Source organism: Pseudomonas sp. 2995-1, assembly GCF_002742505.1.
In the GTDB taxonomy this organism is placed as follows: Bacteria; Pseudomonadota; Gammaproteobacteria; order Pseudomonadales; family Pseudomonadaceae; genus Aquipseudomonas; species Aquipseudomonas sivasensis.
The window spans coordinates 612,737-630,215 of record NZ_LJSA01000332.1 but is presented as its reverse complement, the minus strand read 5'-3'; the positions used below and the strand labels follow the sequence as shown (position 1 = coordinate 630,215).

Annotated in this window: 11 protein-coding genes; 7 read left to right on the top strand and 4 right to left on the bottom strand. The window is 60.1% G+C overall.

The window, feature by feature from the left end; translation table 11 throughout:
• The first annotated feature begins 46 nt into the window (after positions 1–46).
• From atpG to AOA61_RS11825, 7 genes are all read left to right on the top strand, one after another.
• Entirely contained in the window at positions 47–907 is an 861-nt protein-coding gene (gene atpG, locus AOA61_RS11855; RefSeq protein WP_099601803.1) for a F0F1 ATP synthase subunit gamma, read from the top strand.
• A gap of 27 nt (positions 908–934) precedes the next feature.
• Positions 935–2,311 (top strand): F0F1 ATP synthase subunit beta, encoded by a 1,377-nt coding sequence (gene atpD / locus AOA61_RS11850; protein WP_003177062.1) that lies wholly within the window; start codon positions 935–937, stop codon positions 2,309–2,311.
• Between the two features lie 44 nt (positions 2,312–2,355).
• Positions 2,356–2,772, top strand: coding sequence for a F0F1 ATP synthase subunit epsilon (locus tag AOA61_RS11845; protein WP_032885166.1), 417 nt, complete (start codon positions 2,356–2,358; stop codon positions 2,770–2,772).
• Between the two features lie 122 nt (positions 2,773–2,894).
• On the top strand, positions 2,895–4,262 hold the full coding sequence (glmU, locus tag AOA61_RS11840; RefSeq protein WP_032885167.1) for a bifunctional UDP-N-acetylglucosamine diphosphorylase/glucosamine-1-phosphate N-acetyltransferase GlmU: 1,368 nt from the start codon (positions 2,895–2,897) through the stop codon (positions 4,260–4,262).
• A 228-nt stretch (positions 4,263–4,490) separates the two neighbouring features.
• On the top strand, positions 4,491–5,258 hold the full coding sequence (locus tag AOA61_RS11835; RefSeq protein ID WP_024078249.1) for a DeoR/GlpR family DNA-binding transcription regulator: 768 nt from the start codon (positions 4,491–4,493) through the stop codon (positions 5,256–5,258).
• 10 nt (positions 5,259–5,268) lie between these two features.
• Positions 5,269–7,101 carry a glutamine--fructose-6-phosphate transaminase (isomerizing) gene (gene glmS, locus AOA61_RS11830; protein WP_032885169.1) on the top strand — a complete coding sequence of 611 codons (1,833 nt, stop codon included), beginning with the start codon at positions 5,269–5,271 and terminating at the stop codon, positions 7,099–7,101.
• A 60-nt stretch (positions 7,102–7,161) separates the two neighbouring features.
• On the top strand, positions 7,162–7,542 hold the full coding sequence (locus AOA61_RS11825; protein ID WP_095185265.1) for a hypothetical protein: 381 nt from the start codon (positions 7,162–7,164) through the stop codon (positions 7,540–7,542).
• Here AOA61_RS11825 and pbpC read toward each other — a convergent pair.
• The 4 genes from pbpC to AOA61_RS11805 all read right to left on the bottom strand — a co-directional run bounded on the left by pbpC (position 7,539) and on the right by AOA61_RS11805 (position 17,471).
• Entirely contained in the window at positions 7,539–9,836 is a 2,298-nt protein-coding gene (pbpC, locus tag AOA61_RS11820; RefSeq protein WP_099601802.1) for a penicillin-binding protein 1C, read from the bottom strand. The genes AOA61_RS11825 and pbpC overlap by 4 nt on opposite strands.
• A complete protein-coding gene (locus tag AOA61_RS11815) occupies positions 9,817–15,627 on the bottom strand; it encodes an alpha-2-macroglobulin (RefSeq protein WP_099601801.1) in 5,811 nt (1,936 codons plus the stop codon). The genes pbpC and AOA61_RS11815 overlap by 20 nt, the downstream gene beginning before the upstream one ends.
• A 289-nt stretch (positions 15,628–15,916) precedes the next feature.
• Positions 15,917–16,849, bottom strand: a complete 933-nt coding sequence (locus AOA61_RS11810; protein WP_032885177.1) for a phosphatidate cytidylyltransferase — start codon at positions 16,847–16,849, stop codon at positions 15,917–15,919.
• A 1-nt stretch (position 16,850) separates the two neighbouring features.
• A complete protein-coding gene (locus AOA61_RS11805; protein ID WP_099601800.1) occupies positions 16,851–17,471 on the bottom strand; it encodes a 1-acyl-sn-glycerol-3-phosphate acyltransferase in 621 nt (206 codons plus the stop codon).
• Between the last annotated feature and the right edge of the window lie 8 nt (positions 17,472–17,479).

Sequence of the window (17,479 nt, the reverse complement as noted above, 5' to 3'; positions counted from 1 at the left end):
CAGCGGGAGCCGCAAGGCTCCCGCTTGCTAACCTGATAGGTGTTACATGGCAGGCGCAAAAGAGATTCGCAGTAAGATTGCGAGCATCAAAAGCACGCAAAAAATTACCAGCGCCATGGAAAAAGTGGCGGTAAGCAAAATGCGCAAGGCACAAATGCGCATGGCTGCTAGCCGTCCTTATGCGGAGCGTATCCGCCAGGTAATTGGGCATCTGGCCAACGCCAACCCGGAATACCGCCACCCGTTCATGATCGACCGCGAAGTTAAGCGTGTGGGTTATGTGATAGTGAGCAGTGACCGTGGTTTGTGCGGTGGTTTGAATACCAACCTGTTCAAGGCCCTGGTCAAGGACATGGCGGTAAACCGCGAAAACGGCGTCGAGATCGATCTGTGTGTTGTTGGTAGCAAGGGTGCGGCCTTTTTCCGTAACTTCGGCGGTAACGTCGTTGCAGCTATCAGCCACCTGGGTGAAGAGCCGTCGATCAATGATTTGATCGGCAGTGTGAAGGTGATGCTGGATGCGTACCTGGAAGGCCGGATTGACCGCCTCTCCGTGGTATCCAACAAGTTCATCAACACCATGACCCAGCAGCCAACCGTGGAGCAATTGATTCCACTGGTGGCGACTCCGGATCAGGAACTCAAGCACCACTGGGACTACCTCTACGAACCAGACGCCAAAGAGCTGCTTGACGGCTTGATGGTGCGCTACGTGGAGTCGCAGGTGTACCAGGCGGTGGTCGAGAACAACGCAGCTGAACAAGCGGCGCGGATGATCGCGATGAAAAACGCTACCGATAACGCCGGTGATCTGATCAGCGATTTGCAGCTGATCTACAACAAGGCGCGTCAGGCTGCGATCACCCAAGAGATCTCGGAAATCGTCGGCGGCGCTGCCGCGGTTTAACGGTTCAAATATTCAGAGGATCCAGCTATGAGTAGCGGACGTATCGTTCAAATCATCGGCGCCGTTATCGACGTGGAATTTCCACGCGACAGCGTACCGAGCATCTACAACGCGCTGAAAGTACAAGGCGCGGAAACTACTCTGGAAGTTCAGCAGCAGCTGGGCGACGGCGTAGTTCGTACCATTGCGATGGGTTCCACCGAAGGCTTGAAGCGCGGTCTGGACGTAATCGACTCTGGCGCAGCCATCTCCGTACCGGTCGGTAAAGCGACTCTGGGCCGGATCATGGACGTGCTGGGCAACCCGATTGACGAAGCTGGTCCGATCGACACCGAAGAGCGCTGGGGCATTCACCGTCCAGCACCTTCGTTCGCGGAACAAGCTGGCGGCAACGACCTGCTGGAAACCGGCATCAAGGTTATCGACCTGGTTTGCCCGTTCGCCAAGGGCGGTAAAGTCGGTCTGTTCGGTGGTGCCGGTGTAGGCAAGACCGTAAACATGATGGAACTGATCCGTAACATCGCCATCGAGCACAGCGGTTATTCCGTGTTCGCCGGTGTGGGTGAGCGTACTCGTGAGGGTAACGACTTCTACCACGAGATGAAGGACTCCAACGTTCTGGACAAAGTGGCACTGGTTTACGGTCAGATGAACGAGCCGCCGGGAAACCGTCTGCGCGTAGCACTGACTGGCCTGACCATGGCCGAGAAGTTCCGTGACGAAGGTAACGACGTTCTGCTGTTCGTCGACAACATCTACCGTTACACCCTGGCCGGTACTGAAGTATCCGCACTGCTGGGCCGTATGCCTTCCGCAGTAGGTTACCAGCCGACCCTGGCTGAAGAGATGGGCGTTCTGCAAGAACGTATCACTTCGACCAAGGAAGGTTCGATCACTTCGATCCAAGCGGTATACGTACCTGCGGATGACTTGACCGACCCATCGCCTGCGACCACCTTCGCCCACTTGGACGCCACCGTCGTTCTGTCCCGTGACATCGCTTCCCTGGGTATCTACCCAGCGGTCGATCCACTCGACTCGACTTCGCGCCAGCTGGACCCGAACGTGATCGGCCAGGAGCACTACGACACCGCTCGCGGCGTTCAGTACGTGCTGCAGCGTTACAAAGAACTGAAGGACATCATTGCGATCCTGGGTATGGACGAGCTGTCGGAAGCCGACAAGCAGTTGGTAAACCGTGCTCGTAAGATCCAGCGCTTCTTGTCGCAGCCGTTCTTCGTGGCTGAAGTCTTCACCGGTGCTTCGGGTAAATACGTTTCCCTGAAAGACACCATTGCTGGCTTCAAAGGCATCCTCAACGGTGACTACGACCACCTGCCAGAACAAGCGTTCTACATGGTCGGCGGCATCGAAGAAGCGATCGAGAAAGCCAAGAAACTGTAATCCAGGCGCCCGGAAACGGGCGCTCATCAGGTTGAGGCAATCAGATGGCTATGACAGTCCATTGCGATATCGTCAGCGCGGAAGGGGAAATCTTCTCCGGTCTGGTAGAAATGGTGATTGCACACGGCGAACTCGGTGACCTGGGTATTGCCATGGGCCACGCGCCGTTGATCACCAGCTTGAAGCCAGGTCCGATCACTCTGACCAAGCAAGGCGGGGAACGTGAGGTGTTTTACATCTCCGGTGGTTTCCTTGAGGTTCAGCCGAACATGGTCAAGGTACTTGCCGACACTGTGCAACGTGCTGGCGATCTGGATGAAGCCTCCGCTCAGGAAGCCGTCAAGGCTGCTGAGAAGGCCCTGAACGAAAAGGGTGCGGACTTCGACTACAGCGCTGCTGCTGTACGTCTGGCCGAGGCTGCAGCTCAGCTGCGCACGCTCCAGCAGATCCGCAAGAAGTAAGCGGCTACGCCGTGATGCTTATGCGCGATTGATTAAAAAGGGTAGCCTCGGCTACCCTTTTTCTTTTTTAGCAAAACACATCTTTGGTCTGAAGCCGGACCGTCCAGGATTGGTAGCCATTCATGTCTCTTGAAATCGTCATTCTCGCCGCAGGCCAGGGCACCCGCATGCGCTCGGCCCTGCCCAAGGTGCTGCACCCGGTGGCCGGCAACTCCATGCTTGGCCATGTTATCCACAGCGCCCGGCAGTTGGACCCGCAACGCATCCACGTAGTGATCGGCCACGGTGCCGATGCAGTGCGTGAGCGCTTGGCTGCGGATGACCTGAATTTCGTATTGCAGGACAAACAACTGGGGACCGGCCACGCCACCGCGCAAGCTGTGCCGTTCATTACCGCTGACACCGTGCTGATCCTCTACGGCGACGTGCCGCTGATCGAAGTGGAAACCCTGCAACGCCTGCTTAAGCACGTAGTGCCTGGTCAGATGGGCCTGCTCACCGTGGAGCTGGAAGACCCCACCGGCTACGGACGCATCGTGCGCAATGCCGATGGCAAGGTCGCGGCCATCGTTGAGCACAAGGACGCCAGCGAGGCCCAACGTGCCATCACTGAAGGCAATACCGGTATTCTCGCCGTCCCTGGCAACAAGCTCGCCGACTGGATGAGCCGTCTGTCCAACAACAACGCTCAGGGTGAGTACTACCTCACCGACGTGATTGAGATGGCCGTGAGCGATGGCCTGCTGGTAGCTACCGAGCAGCCCCACGACCCTATGGAAGTGCAGGGCGCCAACGACCGCAAGCAGTTGGCCGAACTGGAGCGTCACTACCAACTGCGAGAAGGTCGCCGCCTGATGGCTGAGGGCGTGACCCTGCGTGACCCTGCGCGTTTTGACGTACGCGGTGAGGTCACCGTGGGGCGCGACGTGCTGATCGACATCAACGTGATCCTCGAAGGTCGCGTAATCATCGAAGACGACGTAGTTATCGGCCCGAACTGCGTGATCAAGGACAGCACCCTGCGCAAGGGCGTGGTGATCAAGGCCAACAGCCATATCGACGGCGCGGTGATGGGCGAGGGCAGCGATGCTGGCCCGTTTGCTCGGTTGCGTCCGGGCACTGTGATGGGGGCCAGGGCGCATGTCGGCAACTTCGTCGAACTGAAAAATGCACGAATGGGCGACGACGCAAAGGCCGGCCACCTTGCCTACCTCGGCGATGCGGTGATCGGTGCTCGCAGCAACATCGGCGCTGGCGCAATCACCTGCAACTACGACGGCGCCAACAAGTACCAGACCACTATTGGCGAGGACGTATTCATTGGCTCGAATAACTCGCTGATTGCGCCAGTGACGATCGGTGATGGTTCGAATACTGCCGCAGGCTCAACCATCAACCAGGATGTGGATAAATCCCAACTGGCCGTAGCTCGGGCCCGCCAACGCAATATCGACGGCTGGAAACGCCCGGTCAAAATCAAAAAGACCTGAGTTATCCACAGCCTCATCAGCAGTGCTATCCAAATGTGGGAGGGGGCTTGTCCCCGATGGCGGATTTTCAGTCAATGTTCTAGTCGACTGATCTATTGCAATCGGGGGCAAGCCCCCTTCCACATTTAGCCTGCGTTGTTTGAAGAATCTGTTCCAGACGCTTGACGATATAGTCCTAATAGGTTTTGATTGCCTTCGTTATCTTTCGAAACGAAACTTATCAATACCATGTCGAAACGAAATACACCCCAACGACGCCACAACATCCTGACCTTGCTCAACGAACAGGGCGAAGTCAGCGTGGACGAATTGGCCAAGCGTTTCGAAACCTCCGAAGTCACTATCCGCAAGGATTTGGCCGCCCTAGAAAGTAACGGCCTGTTGCTGCGCCGCTACGGTGGTGCGATCACCATGCCTCAGGAACTGGTAGGCGATCCTGCCCAACCGATCTCGGCCTATAAGCGTGCGATCGCCCGTGCTGCCGTGATGCGTTTGCGGGAACACGCCCGCATCATCATCGACAGCGGCAGCACCACCGCCGCCATGATCCCGGAACTGGGCCACCAGCCCGGACTCGTGGTCATGACCAACTCCCTGCACGTAGCCAGCGCCTTGAGCGAATTGGAACACGAGCCGGTGCTGTTGATGACCGGCGGCACCTGGGACCCGCATTCGGACTCGTTCCAAGGCCAGGTCGCCGAGCAGGTGTTGCGTTCCTACGACTTTGATCAACTGTTCATCGGCGCCGACGGCATCGATCTGCAGCGTGGCACTACCACCTTCAACGAATTACTGGGTCTGAGCCGTGTGATGGCCGAGGTCGCCCGTGAAGTGGTAGTGATGGTCGAATCCGACAAGATCGGCCGCAAGATTCCCAACCTGGAACTGCCCTGGAGCAGCGTCCATACCCTTATCACCGATGATCGCCTGCCGCTTGAGGCCCGCGACCAGATCCAAGCCCGCGGCATTACGCTGATATGCGCGGCAATCATCTAGGAGAAGCAACATGTGTGGAATTGTTGGCGCAGTCGCCGAACGTAACGTTACCGCCATTCTGATCGAAGGCCTCAAGCGCCTTGAATACCGTGGCTACGACAGCGCCGGCGTGGCCGTCTTCACCAACGCCGGCAAGCTTGAGCGCATGCGTCGCCCGGGCAAGGTCAGTGAGTTGGAGCAGGCCCTGGCCGGCGAACCGCTGGTAGGTCGCCTGGGGATTGCCCACACCCGCTGGGCCACTCACGGCGCTCCGTGCGAACGCAACGCCCACCCGCACTTCTCCGGTGACCTGGCCGTGGTGCACAACGGCATCATCGAAAACCACGAAGTGCTGCGCGAACAGCTCAAGAGCCTGGGGTACGTGTTCACCTCAGACACCGACACTGAAGTCATCGCCCACCTGCTCAATCACAAGCTCAAGGACCACAGCGACCTGACCACCGCCCTCAAGGCCACGGTCAAGGAACTGCACGGCGCCTATGGCCTGGCCGTCGTCAGTGCCAGCCAACCGGACCGTGTGGTAGCCGCCCGCAGTGGCAGCCCGCTGGTGATCGGCCTGGGCCTGGGCGAGAACTTTCTCGCTTCCGACCAACTGGCCCTGCGTCAGGTCACCGACCGATTCATGTACTTGGAAGAAGGCGATATCGCCGATATACGCCGTGAAAGCGTGGCGATCTGGGACGTTAACGGTAATTCCGTCGAACGCGAAGCCGTGCAATACCGCGACGGCGCCGAAGCGGCCGATAAAGGCGAATACCGCCATTTCATGCTCAAAGAGATCCACGAGCAACCTGCCGTGGTCCAGCGCACGTTGGAAGGTCGACTGAGTCAGAGCCAAGTGCTGGTCAACGCGTTCGGCCCCCAGGCCGCCGAGCTGTTCGCCAAAGTGCGCAATGTGCAGATCGTCGCTTGTGGCACCAGCTACCACGCCGGCATGGTTGCCCGTTATTGGCTGGAAGACCTGGCTGGCATCCCGTGCCAGGTCGAAGTCGCCAGTGAGTTCCGCTACCGCAAGGTGGTGGTGCAGCCCGATACCCTGTTCGTGACTATCTCCCAGTCCGGCGAAACCGCCGACACCCTGGCCGCGCTGCGCAACGCCAAAGAGTTGGGCTTCCTCGCCAGCCTGGCGATCTGCAACGTCAGTATCAGCTCCTTGGTACGTGAGTCCGACCTGACCCTCCTGACCCAGGCGGGTCGCGAAATCGGCGTAGCTTCCACCAAAGCCTTCACCACCCAACTGGTTGGTTTGTTGCTACTGACCCTGTCCCTGGGCCAAGTGCGAGGCACCCTGGCCGAAGGTGTTGAAGCTACCTTGGTGGAAGAATTGCGCCGCCTGCCGACTCGCCTGGGCGAAGCACTGGCTATGGACAGCGTCGTGGAAAAAGTCGCCGAGCTGTTCGCCGACAAGAACCACACCCTGTTCCTTGGCCGTGGCGCGCAGTACCCGGTGGCGATGGAAGGTGCCCTCAAGCTCAAGGAAATCTCGTACATCCACGCCGAAGCCTACCCGGCCGGCGAGCTGAAACACGGCCCGTTGGCCCTGGTGGATGACGACATGCCGGTGGTCACTGTGGCGCCGAACAACGAACTGCTGGAAAAGCTCAAATCCAACCTGCAGGAAGTACGCGCCCGTGGCGGCCAACTGGTGGTATTCGCCGACGAGAAGGCGAGCATGATCAATGGCGAAGGCACCCACGTCATCAACATGCCGCACATCAACGACACCTTGTCGCCGATCCTCTACACCATCCCGCTGCAGCTGCTGTCGTACTACGTGGCCGTGCTCAAGGGCACTGACGTAGACCAGCCACGTAATTTGGCCAAGTCGGTGACAGTCGAGTAATACCTCGCTCACCTGGAGGCCCATCGGGTCTCCAGGTTTCAACGCAAGGACGCCACGTTGATGCCATCTTCCTTTCCCCACCTCGGCGAGCGTTTGCACAATCGCCGATTTGTGGTCGCGAATAACACCCATGGGCTTTCCGGTACCGGCACGGTGTTTCATTACCGTGTCGACGGTGATGCCCTATCCAGCACCTACCAAGGCGGCCGAATCCGCACGGGGACGCAAGTCGGTCGCGTGACCGGCGCCGATACCATTGAGCTGCTTTTTCAGTGCCTGACGCTGGACGGTGAGCTGCTGTCCGGTTGGTCGCGAGGCACTGTGAGTGTGGATACGTCTGGGCGTACCAGCCTGAGCTTTGTATGGGGTTGGTTATCGGGTGCGACCGGAGGCGGGGAATCGAATTATGTTGAGCTTGCTGAGGGTGATAACTGCTCTTAAGGCACAAACTCCACCCGCAACCCCCGACTTGTGCTGCGTCCTTGATCATCACTGACCCGCAACCGATATTCCCCTGACTTGCCCGGCCTCCAGTTCAGCGTGGCTTGCGGCGGGCCTTGGCCGATCAAGGGTTGATCAGCGAACCAGTACAGCGTCGCCACATCGCTGGCCGCATTCGCGTTCAGCGGGATGCTTTCCTGGGGTTGAGACAGGCGCAGTTGGTAGCTCACCTGAGTCAGTGGCGAGCGAATCTGCGGCGCTTCGCTCTGGTCGGTGATGCGGTTGGGTTGGCAGTTTTTCATCACGTTGGGCGGGGTTCGGCGGGGCAGGCCGGCTGCTCGGTACAGGCGTTGAACGTCGCTGGGCCAGAACTCGAATATGTCCTCTCGTGTGTATTGCGGATCGAACGGCGGGCACGCGGCTTTGCCGGTGCGGGTGTCGATCAGCACCGGGCGGTGCAGGTTGGAAACACGGATCGGCGAGACGCCGGGGATGTACCAGGTCTTGCGGGTTTGCGGGCACCAGCGGTTGGGCAGCTCACCGGAGGCAGCGCAGACATCAATGCGCACCAGCCCCGCGGGCGGCTTGTCGGCTTTGATCGCGACGTTGGGTAATGCCAGGGGCAAAGCGTCAGCAATGCGGAAGAATAGCGGCGCGGCGGTCTTGGCACCAATAAAGGCTGGATTTGGCCGACCATCGAAGTTACCCACCCACACCACCAACACATACGGGCCGACCAGTCCGGCGCTCCACGCATCGTGAAAACCCCATGACGTACCGGTTTTCCAGGCGGTTCGCCAATGGCGGCCGGGCAGGCCATCTGGGCGTGGGTTGCGGCGCAGCATGTCGCGCACCATAAACGCGGCCTGCGGGCTGAGCAGTTGTGCGCCGGTGGTTTGCGGCTGTTGCTGCAAGTAGCGCAACGGCCGTAAATGCCCGTCTCCCGCCAACATCACATACAGCCGCGCCAGCTCCTCCGGGGTCATCTCGCCGCCACCCAGTGCCAGGGCCAGGCCGTAATGGCTTTCGTCGCGTAGGCCTTTGATGCCGGCGCGTTGCAGTAAGCCGTATAGAGAAGGCGACTTGACCTGGCTGGCCAGCCACACGGCGGGGATATTGCGACTGCGGATCAACGCGTCGCGGGCCGTCAGTGGGCCGACAAAACTGCCGTCGAAGTTTTCCGGTTGGAAGTAGCCGAAGTTACTCGGTAAGTCTTTAAGGATGCTCATGGGGTGGATCACCCCTTGGTCCAGCGCCAGCCCATAGAGAAACGGTTTGAGCGTAGACCCCGGCGAGCGCCGTGATAGCACACCATTCACCTGTCCATGGATGTCTGTGGATAAGTAGTCCGCTGAGCCCACCAGCGCCTTGACGCTCTGATCGCGGCTGTCGACCAGGATCGCGGTGGCGTTCTCCACCCCGGTGCTGCGCCGTTCGGCGATAAACCCGGTGATCAGACGTTCTAGCAATTGTTGCAAAGGCAGATTGAGCGTGCTGTTCAACTCGTTACCGGCTTGAGCTGCCAGCAATTGCTCGCTCAAGTGTGGCGCCAAAAAAGGAATCTCCTGGCGGTTGCGCGCTTCCAAGGGCAAGTCCAGCAAACTGTCATTACGCGGGTCTTGTGGATAAGTCTCGCGCCAATCAGCCATCAAGCGCAGCCGGGCGTTTTGCAGCGAAGGCCCGAAGCGTGCTCGACGGCCGGGCTGTTGGGGGATTACCGCCAATGCCAACGCTTCGGACAGCGACAAGTGCGCCGCCGCCTTGCCAAAGTAGATGCGACTGGCCGCTTCGGCGCCTTCGATATTGCCGCCCATGGGCGCCAGGTTCAGGTACGCCTCAAGGATGTCGTGCTTGCTGTAGCGCGCTTCCAGCCACAGCGCCAACGCCATCTGCTGCAATTTGCCGGGCACTTGGCGGGTGTTGAGATCCCACAGGCGACGCGCCAGTTGCATGCTCAACGTCGAGCCGCCTTGGCGCTGGCCTCCGCTGTAGGTGGCCATGGCCGCCCGCAGCAACGCCGGGGGATTGATCCCCGGGTGCCAGTAGAAATTGCGGTCTTCCTTGAGCAGCAGTGCCTCAATCAATGAAGGTGAAATGCGCTCCAGTGGTAGCCATAGGCGATATTGACCGTCCTGGGCCAGCGTCATACGCAACAGCGAGCCGTCATCGGCCAATACGACCCTGGAGGAGGTAATGGCCTGTTCCAGCGGCGCATGGGGCCAAAGCCGCACGCCGGCCAGTAACGCCGCAGCTGCCAGCAGCGGCGTCAGACGTTTAAGGCTTGGTAATTTCAAGCTGGCCTACTTTGCCGCGTCCCTGCAGGGTGGTTTCGTACATGCCTTCGGCGTAGGCCGGTGGCGTATTGAACGTCCCTGCGTTGGTGGCGCGTACGCGGTAAACGAAAGTGCCTACATCACGTAGCGCAGTGCCGTACAACACCACCCGATCATCCCGCACATCCACGTAGTCTGGCTGCCAGTTGCTCAGCTCGGTTTCGCCGATGGGGGCTTGCCAGGTGTCAGCTTCCTCTTCGCTGGCTTCTACGTACTCGGATTCTTCGCCTTCGCCTTCGCTTTCCTCGCTGCTCGCGGCTTCCGGCTCTGGAGGCAAGTTATACACAGGCTCGACACCGCCGGGCAGCAAGTCGACCACGGCCACTTGCTGCACTTGGTCACGGTCGGTAGCCCGCAGGCGCAAGCGCACCAGGAACTCATCACCCACGGCTACCTTACTCACCGGCTCGCCTTTGAGGTCGAGGTATTCGTGGATGATTTCCAGGCCGTTGTTGATGGCTTTGAGCTTGGCGCCTTTATCAAAACCGGCTTCGCTGAGCATGTAGAACGCTGCCGGGCCATCGGATTTTTCCATGACCAGCTTCTGCGTGGCGCGCGGTACGGCGGCGCGCGGTGGCTGGCCGGCCATTTCCAGCAATTGTTGCTGTTTATCGCCCAGCCAGGCTGTGGCCTTGAGGGTCATGTCGCTTTGCGCGCGCTGGCCATAGTTGTCCAGGGCGCGCAGCAACAATGCCGCCGACAGCGAGTTGTAGCGCTGCTCGTTGAGGCGTTTGCCGAGCTTATCCAGTAGCGCGGTGGGCACGTCATCCATCAGTTCAGGGAAATGGCGCGCCAGCAGGTGCAAGTGTTCGGCATCGTGCACCAGCGGGTCGTAGTACAGGCCGTCGCTGTCCCACTTATCCACAAGCGAACGCCACGGGATTTTGCGGAACAGCGTATCGGCCTGCCGATCCTGCTTGAGCAGTTTGTAGCTGGCAGCCAGGTAGGCGGCGCCCAGGTCGTTCTGCCAGCTGTCCTTGAAGTAACTCTCGTAGCGTTCGCGTATATCGCTCAAGGCGCCGCTCACCAGAATCCCCTGACGGCTCAGCAGGTAACTGGCGTAGGCACGGTTGCGCAATTCCGACAGGCCTTCGCTCGGGCCGTTGGCCAGGTCTGTCAGATACGCGTTGGAACGCACCAGCAGGTCTTCCGGCACCGGCAGCCCGCGCTCCTTGGCTTCGATCAGGAAATCAGTGGCGTACAGGCTGGCGTACGGCGCCACGTCAGGGTTGGCAGCCCACAATCCAAAGCCACCGGCCTGGTTTTGACGCTGGCGCAACATGCGGACCGCGCTGCTGAAGGCTTGTTCTGCCTCGGGTGCGGTGCCGCCCCAGATCAATGCCGGCATGGCCTTGGACACCAATTGCTCGGTGCATGCATAGCCGTAGTCATCCAGGTAATGCTTGAGGCCGTTGGCCCATACCAGCGGCGAGGCGGCCACGCCCAACTGCACATCACGAAGCTGGCTGAACAGTTCACGTGTGGGCTTGAGTTCTTTGCTGGCGCTCTCGAAACGGCCCAGGCTCAGAGCGACGCGGTGTTCGCTCAAGGGCCGGATTGACGTGGTTTCCGCCACCTGGATCCGTTTGCCATCCGGCAGCACCGCGACAAAGCGCAGGTCTGCCGAACCGAGGGTGTCGCCGACCTTGATCTTGAATTCGGCAGTGCCTTCTTTGCGCGGTTGCAGTGACAAGGTGCTGCCCTTGTCGCCCTGCACCACGAGGCCGGCGCTGGTCTGCACTTCAAATTTCACATCCGCTGCCGCGTCGAGGTTGCTGAACACCCCGGCGCTGACGTTGAACACATCCCCCGGCGCCACGAAGGCCGGCACATTGGGCGTGATCACGATCGGCCCGCGCACGTCGGTAGTGGTCTCGCTGACGCCCACGCTGTCGGTATCCACCGCGACGGCAAACAGGTGCAACTTGCCGTTGAAGCTGTCGGGTACCTGGTAATGCAGCACGGTTTCACCGACCGGCAAATCCACCAGCCCGGACCACCACGCCACTGGCGGCTGATGTTTACGTTTGAACGGGTTGAGGTGATTGGCCAGGGCGCCTTCCGTATCGCCTCCAGGCGCCGCCCCACTGAGCAGGCGGCTGAACTCCGGCAGGATCAGGTCAAGAATCTGACTGGTGCCGACTTCCAGCGCACGCTTCTGGAAGAAGAAACCCAGCGGATCAGGCGTTTGATAGCGCGCTACTTGCAGGATGCCTTCGTCCACCGCGTAGATCACGGCGCGGCCCGGGCGGTCGATGTTGACCTTAATGTCGAGGATTTGCCCCGGCTCGATCTTCGCCGGGCCGTCGACCTTCAGTGCCATGCGCCGCGCGTCCAGGTTAATGCTGAAGGGCACCACACCGTAGGAAAGCGGGCTCATATAAACCTCGGACGAACCGATGTCCCGCACGAACTGCACGTTGACGTAGGCATTGCCCTCAAGGCCCGCAGGCACGCGGATATGTTGCACGCTGTTGGTGCTGTCTGCCTTGAACCACTGCTGGGTGTAGACCTTGTCGCGCTCGATGGTGATCAAGCCCGCGCCGGTGTACGGCGCGCGAATGCTGATGGCGATCTCATCACCGGTGGCGTAGCTGCGTTTATCCAGGCGCAGTTGCAGCTCGGCGTTACGCTCCAGGGAGCGCGAGGTGTTGCCGCGCCCGGCCACGCTGTAGTCGATCTGGTTGAGCAGGTTGCCGTTGGCGTCCTTGAGTTGCAGGGTGAAATCCCCTGGCGTGCCGGTGTTCAGGGTCTGCTTGGCGCCGTCTTTGGTCATCACCAGCGGTGAGGCCGGTTGGCTGATGTTCTTGATACGTGACTCGTACTTGTAGGTGCCGTTGGATTGCTTCACCAGCACCGACACATAACGGTGCTCGACCACTTCGCTGGTCAAGCCATCCACCGCAAGCGGTGTGAGATCTGGCGCGACGGCCAGCCATTGCACCTGGCGTGGGGCGTCCTTAGCGACGTATGACAGCGAATCCTGACTTTTCACACCCACCAGGTACGGCGCGGACGACACCAGCAGTGCACTTTGCGCCGCCACGTTGCGGCCACCTTCAGCCTCGAACACCTGGGTCATCACTTGCAAACGATAGGTGCTGTTGGCGAAACGTTGCAGGTTGAGGTCGAGCACGGCCTGGCCGTTATCGTCGACGGTGGTTTCGGCCAGGTCTTCGGTGCTGGCGTCTTCCAGGGAATCATTGAGGCGGAAGCGGTAATCGGGGTAACGGTCGAATGCCGCGAGCGTCGGGCTCAGTGACATTTTTGCAGTAACGCGACGGCCCGAGGCCGGGGCGCCGAAAAGGTGCATGGCGGTGACTTTAGCCACCACTTGGTCCGGGGGAATCCAGCCCTGCACCGGCGTGTCGTGCAGGCTCAAACTGACTTTCATGCGGTCCGGCTCGAAATCGCGGACTTTGAAGCTGACACTGCCCAGGTCTGTGCGCGTTTGCTTCTGGCCAATCAACTGCAAGGTCGCGGTGTATTCCCCGGCTGGGGCCACTTCGCTGCTGGGGAAATCAAAGGTTTCAAACCCGCTGGCGGAGAGCTTCAGTGGCTGGCGAATCACTTCCAGACCGCGCGGGTCGGTGATTTGCAGCTCCACCGGCAGACCTTGCAAGGCGCCTTTCCAGTTGCCGCTGCGCACGATCATGCCCAGGTGGGCGGTTTCGCCGGGTCGGTACAGGCCGCGGTCGGTAAACAGGTAGGCGCTGAGGCGATCAATCGCACCGTCTTCTTCCAAACCGCCTACATCAAAGCGCGACAAATCCAGCTGCTGGGACTGACGGGCGATTGGCAGGAACGATTGGTCATTGCCGCGACTGACCACATACATAAGCGGCGTTTTCTCACGGCGCAGTTCATCCAGCTTGGCGAAATGCACATGGCCTTCGCCGTCCGTGTGACCGCTGCTCACCGGCAAGCCATTGCGACCGATGATGTCGACTTGCGCGTCGGCCACCGGCGAACCATTACCGATGGACTGCACATACACGTCGTGACTGCCGTCGCTGGAGCGTTTGGCGATGATGCCGAGGTCGGTCACTACGATAAACCGCAGGTCGCTGGTACTGCTGCGTTCATATTCGAACGTACGCTCGGCCGGTTCATCCTGTGGGCTCAGCTTGAGCACGAAAATGCCGCGACGGCCGCCGTTGGCGGTGAGGTAGTGGCTCAAATCTACGTTGTCGTAGACGGTTTTGGCCGGGTCATTGGATGACAGAGGAATGTCCAGAGACTGACGCTCGACCATACGATCGAAGTACTCATTGCCAAAGTTCGGCCGTGCAAAACTGCCGCTGCTCTGGTCCACCAAGTGTTGCAACTGGTTGGGCAACAGGCGGGCGATTTCCACGTGGGCGCCGGGCACTCCCCTGGCCATGAAGCCCAAGCGTTTCTCGCCAGTGAGGCTGAGCAGGGCGCCGTCAGACAGGAACTGCAAGGTGCGCGGATACGCCGGCATGCTTACCAGCGACGCCGTAGGATCCTTCGCCAGATAGCCGCCGATGGCCTCCAGGTTAGCGGGCACGCGTACATACAGCGCACGTCCGGCAGGGGCCTTGAACTTGAAGGCGTGCAGGGTGTTCAGCGGTTCGACGCTCGGCACGTGGGTCAGGTTGACCTTGGTGCTGCGGGCGAGCAAGGCGTCGTCGATCTCATTGGTGTTATAGGGGCGGGTGTCGTCCTGGGCTTTTTCCGGCAACAGCCAGGCTTGGACTTTACCGGCGATGGTGTCATCGGCTACAGCGCTGGAACTGCTGAACATCAGCACTGGCTCTGGCTCTGCGCGTTCGTTATCCACAAAGCTGATTTCGGCGCCCGTAAATGTCAGGCGATAGCGACCGGGTACGGTGACTTTGGCCAACAACGATGCGGCGCTGGCGTTGCCGCCATCGCGGGCCTTGATGCCTTCGTCGAGTTTGGCGCTGACCGGGGTGCTTTCCAGCGGGGTGGCCAGGGCTGCGGAGCGTACGTAGGCGTTGAGTTTTTTCTCGTCGAAGGTGATCTCCGGGCGATTTGGCAATTGGGCGTCGCGGTAGGTCAGGCCTTTGTCGAGGGTCACCGTTACGTGCTTGCGCAGGCTGTCTTCATCCACAGGGTGGGAAAAATGGAAGGTCGCCACCAGCTGCTTCAGCGTCGGGTTGGATGGATCCTGGTACAACTCGTTGGCGGCCAGGGTGGCGCGGAACGGTTGGGTGGAGAACTGGGTGCTGTACTGATCCAGCAATACGCCATCTGCCAACAGGTTTCTCTTGGCCAGATCAAGGGTGTAATGGGCGTCGATAGGCCAGTCTTTCTCCGGCACGAACAACAGGCTACGGTCATCCGCCCAGCGCCAGGTGCCTGCGACCTCGGGCTTTAGGGTAATGCCCTCGGTGACGGGTTTGCCGATGGCCGCAAGGGGCGCCACGGACTCGGCGAAGCGCACCTGTAAGTTATCCACAACTGGCGTTGGCTGGGTGTAGTCAGTCAGGTTGGGCTTGTGCAGCGAGTAGCTCGCGGTATGCGGCTGCGGCAGATTGGAATACCAGTGCCAGCCGTAGAAGCCAGCGGCCACGAGCAGTGCTAGCCCGAGCACTCCGGCACCCGTCTGACGCGGGTAAGCACGGGCTTTACTCCCAAGTTTTTCCACGCCACGGCCGATAGCACGCAGCCACAGCGGAGGATGCCATTGGCCTAAAACGGCCCCCACCACGGTCAGAAACACGCCGACAACACGACGGCTGATGGCTTTGAGCGAATCGAACATGGTGAGCATCCCTGGCTAAGTGCGGCGTATCTTACAGCGTCTTTGATACAAAAGATGACGCCGATACGCCGTATGGCGGGATGTTTATAGGGTTAGTGAGCGCCCATGCATGCCAGCGAGCGGTCGACCATGAGGTTGGCCATGTCCTTCAGGTGTCCGGCGGCTTTTGTGGGAGTGGGCGAGCTCCCGATGACGGTCGATCAGTCAACATCTTCAGCGACTGACACACCGCCATCGGGAGCAAGCTCCTCCCACATTTAGCGCTCCATTGAGCTGAGAATGCTGGTGGTCAGGTCCACCAGTAGCGTACGAGGTGGAAGAAAATCGGCGCGGCGAAGCACACCGAATCCAGCCTATCCAGCATACCGCCGTGGCCTTCGATCATATGCCCCCAATCCTTAACGCCCCGATCCCGCTTGATGGCTGACATGACGATCCCACCGGCAAAACCGAGCAGGTTGATCAGCAAGGCGATCAGGAACGACTGCCATGGGTTGAACGGCGTGGTCCACCACAGCGCGGCGCCGATCAGGGAGGACAGCAGAATCCCGCCGACAAAACCTTCCACGGTTTTGGACGGTGACAGGTTGGGCGCGATCTTGTGTTTGCCGAACAGCTTGCCGCACACGTACTGCAACACGTCCGAGAGTTGCACGACGATCACTAGATAGGCGATCAGCAGCAGGTTGCGGCCTTCGTAGCCGGGGATGTCCAACGTCAGCAGGGCCGGGACGAAAGACACGCAGAACACCGCGATCATCAAGCCCCATTGCACTTTCGAGGCACGTTCGAGGAAGTGTGTGGTGTCGCCGCCCAATGAGGCGAGGATCGGCAGCAGCAAAAACACGTACACAGGGATGAAGATCGAGAACAGCCCGTACCAGTCCGAATAAATCAGCAGGTATTGCAGCGGCAGGGCGAGGTAGAACGCGGCCACCAGCGCCGGGTAGTCGCTGCGTCGGGTCGGGGTGAGGGTGAGGAACTCGCGCAGGGCGTAGAAGGACACCGCGTAGAACAACAGAATCACCGCACCGGTGCCGAGCCAGAAGGCGATACCGATCACCACCACCATCACCCACCAGGCATTGATACGGGCGTTGAGGTTGTCGATCACCGCGTTCGGCGTGCCACGGGTGCGCAGTTTGAGGATCAGGCCGATCAGTGAGGCGAGCACCAGGATCGCGCCGATTCCGCCGAACAGCATCAGGGTTTGGCTATCCATGTCAGACATGCTCCGGGGCGAGGGCGAGCAGGGCGTCGCGTGTGCGGGCTAGAAATAGCGCCTTGTCTTCACCGTCTTCCAGTTGCAGCGGTGCACCGAAGCTGGTTGTGCATAACAACGGCAGCGGCAAAACGCGCCCCTTGGGCATGACCCGGTTGAGGTTGGCGATCCACACGGGGATCAATTCGGCCTGTGGGTAACTTTTTGCCAGGTGGTACAGGCCGCTTTTGAACGGCAGTAAGCCGTCCTCCAGATTGCGCGTGCCTTCAGGGAAGATGATCAGCGAATCGCCACCCTCCAGGGCAGCGAGCATAGGCTGTAGAGGGTTATCCACAGGGTCCTTGCGTTCGCGGTCGATCAGCACACCATTAAACACGCGGTTGATGATGTAACGACGCAGCGCGCTTTTATTCCAGTAATCACTGCCGGCCACCGGGCGCGTGAATTTGCGCAGGTTTTGCGGTAACGAGGCCCACAGCAGCACAAAGTCGCCGTGGCTGCTGTGGTTGGCGAAGTAGATGCGTTGCACCGGCACGGGCGCGCAACCCAGCCACAGGCTGCGGGCGCCGGTGACGGTGCGGGCCATGGAGGTAATCAGCGTGGCGACCACAGGTTCGAACATGGGGATTC